General features: G+C 60.3%; 10 protein-coding genes. 6 read left to right on the forward strand and 4 right to left on the reverse strand.

The annotated features are described in order from the left end of the window. Positions 1 to 225: hypothetical protein (locus PMES_RS15925; protein WP_159966712.1), on the forward strand; the 225-nt coding region annotated here is incomplete at its 5' end. Between the two features lie 307 nt (positions 226 to 532). Here PMES_RS15925 and PMES_RS15930 read toward each other — a convergent pair. Genes PMES_RS15930 through PMES_RS15945 form a run of 4 tightly spaced genes read right to left on the reverse strand, consistent with a single transcriptional unit; the run spans position 533 to position 1,655 of the window. Continuing rightward, positions 533 to 709, reverse strand: a complete 177-nt coding sequence (locus PMES_RS15930) for a hypothetical protein (protein ID WP_159966713.1) — start codon at positions 707 to 709, stop codon at positions 533 to 535. 25 nt (positions 710 to 734) lie between these two features. After that, on the reverse strand, positions 735 to 1,046 hold the full coding sequence (locus PMES_RS15935) for a hypothetical protein (protein ID WP_159966714.1): 312 nt from the start codon (positions 1,044 to 1,046) through the stop codon (positions 735 to 737). A 27-nt stretch (positions 1,047 to 1,073) separates the two neighbouring features. Then, positions 1,074 to 1,301, reverse strand: coding sequence for a hypothetical protein (locus PMES_RS15940; RefSeq protein WP_159966715.1), 228 nt, complete (start codon positions 1,299 to 1,301; stop codon positions 1,074 to 1,076). Between the two features lie 30 nt (positions 1,302 to 1,331). After that, on the reverse strand, positions 1,332 to 1,655 hold the full coding sequence (locus PMES_RS15945; RefSeq protein WP_159966716.1) for a hypothetical protein: 324 nt from the start codon (positions 1,653 to 1,655) through the stop codon (positions 1,332 to 1,334). 158 nt (positions 1,656 to 1,813) lie between these two features. Between PMES_RS15945 and PMES_RS15950 the strand changes: the two genes are divergently transcribed. The 5 genes from PMES_RS15950 (at position 1,814) to PMES_RS15970 (ending at position 4,156) form a co-directional block, all read left to right on the forward strand. Continuing rightward, positions 1,814 to 1,996, forward strand: a complete 183-nt coding sequence (locus tag PMES_RS15950) for a hypothetical protein (RefSeq protein WP_201289025.1) — start codon at positions 1,814 to 1,816, stop codon at positions 1,994 to 1,996. Continuing rightward, positions 1,980 to 2,645 carry a recombinase family protein gene (locus PMES_RS15955; RefSeq protein ID WP_159966717.1) on the forward strand — a complete coding sequence of 222 codons (666 nt, stop codon included), beginning with the start codon at positions 1,980 to 1,982 and terminating at the stop codon, positions 2,643 to 2,645. Before PMES_RS15950 ends, PMES_RS15955 begins: the two co-directional genes overlap by 17 nt. A 15-nt stretch (positions 2,646 to 2,660) precedes the next feature. Then, a complete protein-coding gene (locus PMES_RS15960; RefSeq protein WP_159966718.1) occupies positions 2,661 to 2,870 on the forward strand; it encodes a hypothetical protein in 210 nt (69 codons plus the stop codon). Positions 2,871 to 2,879: 9 nt separating this feature from the next. Beyond that, positions 2,880 to 3,146, forward strand: a complete 267-nt coding sequence (locus tag PMES_RS15965) for a hypothetical protein (RefSeq protein ID WP_159966719.1) — start codon at positions 2,880 to 2,882, stop codon at positions 3,144 to 3,146. A gap of 857 nt (positions 3,147 to 4,003) precedes the next feature. Beyond that, a complete protein-coding gene (locus PMES_RS15970; RefSeq protein ID WP_159966720.1) occupies positions 4,004 to 4,156 on the forward strand; it encodes a hypothetical protein in 153 nt (50 codons plus the stop codon). Positions 4,157 to 4,669: the final 513 nt, after the last annotated feature.

A 4,669-nucleotide genomic window follows, 5' to 3' on the forward strand; every position in this document is an offset into this window, starting at 1 on the left:
AATGGCGGGGTGGCGGGGGATGGCGTCTCGCCCGTGGTGCTGCGCGTGCCGCCCGGCTTCACCGCCGGCACCAAGTGGACGATGACGGGGGGCTTTGCTGACCACAACTCGACGGCGGCGACGGCGAACGCGCTTGCGCTCCAGAGTGCGGCGATCACCGGGCCGCTCAACGTCATCGAAACGAGCCTGCCGCCCGGCGATTGCCAGATGTTCATCCTGACGTGACCCGAAAAATCAGGAAGGGCGCCTATCCGGCGCCCTTCTTCTCACTGGTGGCGGCCAGCCTCTTTTCGTGACCAAGGGCCGGAGCGATGGAAGGGGCTGTCGAAGGAATGCTCTCGGCACGTGTCGCCAGAGCGGGTCGTCTCGACGCGCGCTGGACGGAAGCGACGGCATAGGCCCTCGCCATCGCCCAAGCTGTCCCTCAGCCACCAGAAGCAAGTTTCGCAGATGGCACCTTTCGCCACGATCTCATCCGAGCGACAGGCAATGCAGTTCCCGCCGTCGCAGTCATTGTGCAGTCGGCTGTCCCTCACTGCTCCGCTCTCCAAGCCTCGAACCTATCCCCCATATCGTCGGGAATTGTCATGTTGACGCGCTCAGACACGGTGCCTCCATTCCACACGATTGTCCGAATAGCCGTCATTTGGCGCAGGTATTCACCATCGGCCTCAAGAGCCTTCATCATTTCATCGTCAAATACGGTCATTGGTTCCTCCGGGGGATTGTTGGATTCAGTTTGGGCAGTCTTCGCAATACGGTTTCCCGTCGATGATCTTTCCGGCTCCGTCGAGGCAAGCCATAGAGCCGCACCCTCCTTCGCAGAGATAGGAAAGGCCAGCCGTGAGCCAGTCCTTCCCCTCTGGCGCTCCGGTCAGCGCATCCCAAGCCTCAACTCGCTGTGCGATGATGTGGCCGGGAACCTTTACATCTGCGCCGTGCCATTCGTCTGTGTACGCTCGCTTTGCCGCCGCCTCAGTGTCGGCGGAAACGGCTATCCATCCTTCGCCATCATCCTCGCCAACGGCCCACATTTTCTTGGTCATATTCCCTCCGGGGTTAGCTGTATCGGTTCAATCAAACTCAATGTCCGGCGACATGCCGAGCGTTCGCATCGCTGAGAATACGGCAGCGAATGAACCGAGAGTGCCGCGACTAATTGTGATCGTGTCCCGTTCGTCGGGGTGGAAGTATTCAATCCCTAACTCGCAGCACGTCACGGCAACTCGTTCCATGCCAACGCCGATATCGACATATTCATACGGATCATTGCCGCAGAATGGGCATTGTGGTCCGGGCATGTGTTCTCCTTTCGGGCTAGTTGGATTGTATCAGAAACCGAGATTATCGGGGTCGCGGGGAAGGTCTCCGGGCTCCAGATGGCTGACCTGGAAGGCTTTCCCGTCGCGCATCACCCGGAACATCGGGCGCGCCCTGCGGCAGGATATGAGGCGAACGTCGTCAACCTCATCAGGCTCCGCGTCATCGCGCTCTTCGAGGATGTCATCCTCGATCTTTTCCGCCATCGCATCGGCTTCCTCTTGGCTGTCGGCCTTGATGGTCCGGCAGATGGTCCCTTCGATGCGGATGCGCACATCATACTCGCGCGGCTTGTCGTTCACCGAGAAATCAGCGGGGTTCGGTCGGTCGGTCATGGTGCGGCCCTCCTATGGCCGGGGTGTTGGGATGTGCTGTTGACTGAATAAGCGATATCGGTTACTTGGTCAATAAGCGATATCGCTTACTGCGAGGGGAAGAATCTTTGACCGAATTTCCGATATCGGATAGCAGCGGGCGGATGGGACGCCCGCCAATGAATGTGAAGCCAACAGTTGTGCGCCTGACGCAGGAGGCGCTGGACCGCATCGAGAAGGTGGCCGGGCCAAATCAACGTGCTGCCTTCATCCGCGAGGCGGTAGACAACGAGCTTGATCGCCGCGAAGCTGAGTCCGAGAACCCGGTCCAGATTGGCGGCGACGATGAAAAACAGCGGTAACAAAGTGACGTCCAAATCCGAAAACCCGCCCGGTCGGAAGATCGGATACGCCCGCGTCTCGACCGCTGATCAGAACCCCGACATGCAGATCGCCGCACTCAAAGCCTACGGCGTTTCCGAAGATCTGATCTTCGTGGATCGCGCCAGCGGAGGCACCATGAACCGCCCCATGTTCATTCGCGCGCTCAAGACCGCGCAGCACCCCGGAACCGAGTTCGTCGTCTGGAAGCTGGACCGGATGGGCCGCACGCTGGAAGGCATCATCGAGGTGCTGAACCTGCTCGAAAGCCGAGACGTGAAGTTCTTCAGCCTGACTGAGCGCGTGGACATGACGACGCCTATGGGCAAGGCGATGCTCCAGATGATGGCCGTTGTGGCCGAGCTCGAGCGCAACCTGATCGTGGAGCGCACCAAGGCTGGCATCGCGCGGGCGCGTGAGCGGGGCGAGAAGGGCGGTCGGCCTGTGGCCATGACCCCGGCGCGGGTCGAGGTGGCGGACACCATGCTGCGCTTGGGGTCGCGCGGGAACGAGGTCTGGCAGGCGCTCAAGCCGCTGTCTGAGGTGCCGATCAGCCGGGCGGCCTACTTCGCCTGGCAGAAGCTGTGGGATGCCGGGGAGGTCACCGACCTGCCCGACGAAGAGGTCTGACAAAGGAGCAAGGCAGTGACGACACCCGAGAAATTGCGTGATGTGGCGCGGGACGCCGAAAGCGATACTCACTCAGCGATATGGGATTACCCTGCGGTTTTGCGTGAGGCAGCCGACGAGATAGAGCGGCTGCGTCAGGCGTTAGATGCCATGCAGGGCCATACATTCTTTTGTCAGGATGCCGAGGGCGCTCTGCGCCGCTGGTATCCGCCGCAGTCTAAATAGGAGCGAAACATGCAATTGACCAAGATGCAAAAGCTAGAGGCGCTGGCCGCGCGGTTCTATCAGGGCATGGAATGGGCTCCAAAGGCTGGTGACCTATACACCACCAGCCGCGCCGATTTAGGGGTGTATCGGGTTATTTCCGTCGAAAACGGGGTGGTGACCACCGAGCACACCGAGAACGGCGCGGCCCCTTCCGAATGGCCAGATGCTGAATTTCTGACCGAGGGCTTCGGCCCCAAGCGCGTATGGGTTCCGCCCCATGTGCTGTCCGAATAGGAGCGGGGCCATGGGTGACGACGATCTAGCGGGCAAGGTGGCACGGGCGCACGGCCTCTTCTTGGACCGAATGCGGGCTTGCGAGTGCGGTTCTGGGACGCCGATCCCCGAGGAAACGCTTCGGCACCGCTGGCGCGTCTATTGTTCGAATTGCGGGCGGCAGACGACGGCCCGGAAGTGGATGGCAGATGCCGTCGAAGCGTGGAACCGAGGCGCGGTTAGGGTCTAACAAAGGAGCGCGAGCCATGCCGATGGGGCCAATTCCTGGGCGGACGGGGTGGAATGTAACGGGGCGGGTCAGGTTGCGGCCACCAAGTCGGCGGGCACTACCTTCATGGCTTCAAGGCGTCAGGCGAACGCTATCGATGGCGCCGCGCCCGGCAATCTGATTGCGTCCGTCCGCTGGTCGAATCCATGTCTGAATAGGAGCGAGGGCGATGGATAGCGTAAAAGACCTTGAGCGGCGTCTAGCTGTGGCGAAGAAGAGAGAAGCCGATTTGTCGGCTACGCACTGTTTGAAATGCAACGGCGCAGGGTGGTTTAACGACACCACTTATGATCGCACAGGTTCATGGTCTAAGTGCAATACTTGCCACGGCACAGGGTGGCCTATCGGGCGGGTCAGGGCGGTGTTTGATGCCGCCTTTGCCAAGCACGTTCAGCCGAAACCGTAATCCAACAAAGGAGCCGCGACAAAGACCGCGACGGTCCAGTGCGATATGGCATCGGTCCCACTCATTCTGGCCTGGTATGGGGCATACCATGCGGGTGATAGCTACACCGTTTCTCGCAATGGGGAGAAGCTCAGGATTGATCAGAACGGCAATTTGGTCCCATCTGAATAAGGAGAGTACACCATGGACCGCAAAGGACGACCATTCACTTGGCCAGAGGATCACGAATTTGGCCGCTTCGAGCGCGCCCTGGATCGCCTAGCCGGCGAGACCCGCGCTGAATTGGACCGTTACTTGGTCCCGATCGCGGACGCCTTGGCGCGCTTCCTGAAATGACCCTGCGAGCGCGCGGCGCCGAACCGCTGCGGCTTGGGAAGGGTGGCGGGTCGCCGCCTTGTCTCGGCTGTATGATCTAGCCAAGGAACGACCCGCGCCTCCGCAGGGGGAGGGCTATGTGGCGGTGGCGGTTTTTTGTTCTGGCGGCATTGGTGCTGACAGGGTGGGCGTTCGCCTCGGGCTACGAGGCAATCGCATATGTAACGATTGGGGCCTATATACTTAACTAGCCGCATTGACGGCTAGTTCGGTTTCCCTAGACACCGGATTCCGGCTAGTGATAGGTACGTTTCTTCTTACAAATCCCTCGGCCTAGACAACCTTAGTGGGACGGATAGGAACGGCAGTGCGAAACCACGTATTCCCATTTTCCAAACCGAAGCCGGAAGTATGAGCAAACGCTCACCGGTTTCGGCCATGCACAAGCTACCATATTAGGCTCCTTTGTGCGATCCGGGTATGCCCCGGCCCACTGGGGCCGCCCCTTGCACCCCCAGAACTACTCTTTCTCGG

Origin of the sequence: Profundibacterium mesophilum KAUST100406-0324, from assembly GCF_009835145.1 — a bacterium.
Taxonomy (GTDB): domain Bacteria; phylum Pseudomonadota; class Alphaproteobacteria; order Rhodobacterales; family Rhodobacteraceae; genus Profundibacterium; species Profundibacterium mesophilum.

Excerpts from the sequence above, each read along its gene's own strand:
- PMES_RS15945 (WP_159966716.1), bottom strand. The coding sequence starts at position 1,655 with ATGACCGACCGACCGAACCCCGCTGATTTCTCGGTGAACGACAAGCCG.
- PMES_RS15955 (WP_159966717.1), top strand. The coding sequence starts at position 1,980 with ATGAAAAACAGCGGTAACAAAGTGACGTCCAAATCCGAAAACCCGCCC.
- PMES_RS15930 (WP_159966713.1), bottom strand. The coding sequence starts at position 709 with ATGACCGTATTTGACGATGAAATGATGAAGGCTCTTGAGGCCGATGGT.
- PMES_RS15950 (WP_201289025.1), top strand. The coding sequence starts at position 1,814 with ATGAATGTGAAGCCAACAGTTGTGCGCCTGACGCAGGAGGCGCTGGAC.
- PMES_RS15935 (WP_159966714.1), bottom strand. The coding sequence starts at position 1,046 with ATGACCAAGAAAATGTGGGCCGTTGGCGAGGATGATGGCGAAGGATGG.
- PMES_RS15970 (WP_159966720.1), top strand. The coding sequence starts at position 4,004 with ATGGACCGCAAAGGACGACCATTCACTTGGCCAGAGGATCACGAATTT.
- PMES_RS15940 (WP_159966715.1), bottom strand. The coding sequence starts at position 1,301 with ATGCCCGGACCACAATGCCCATTCTGCGGCAATGATCCGTATGAATAT.
- PMES_RS15965 (WP_159966719.1), top strand. The coding sequence starts at position 2,880 with ATGCAATTGACCAAGATGCAAAAGCTAGAGGCGCTGGCCGCGCGGTTC.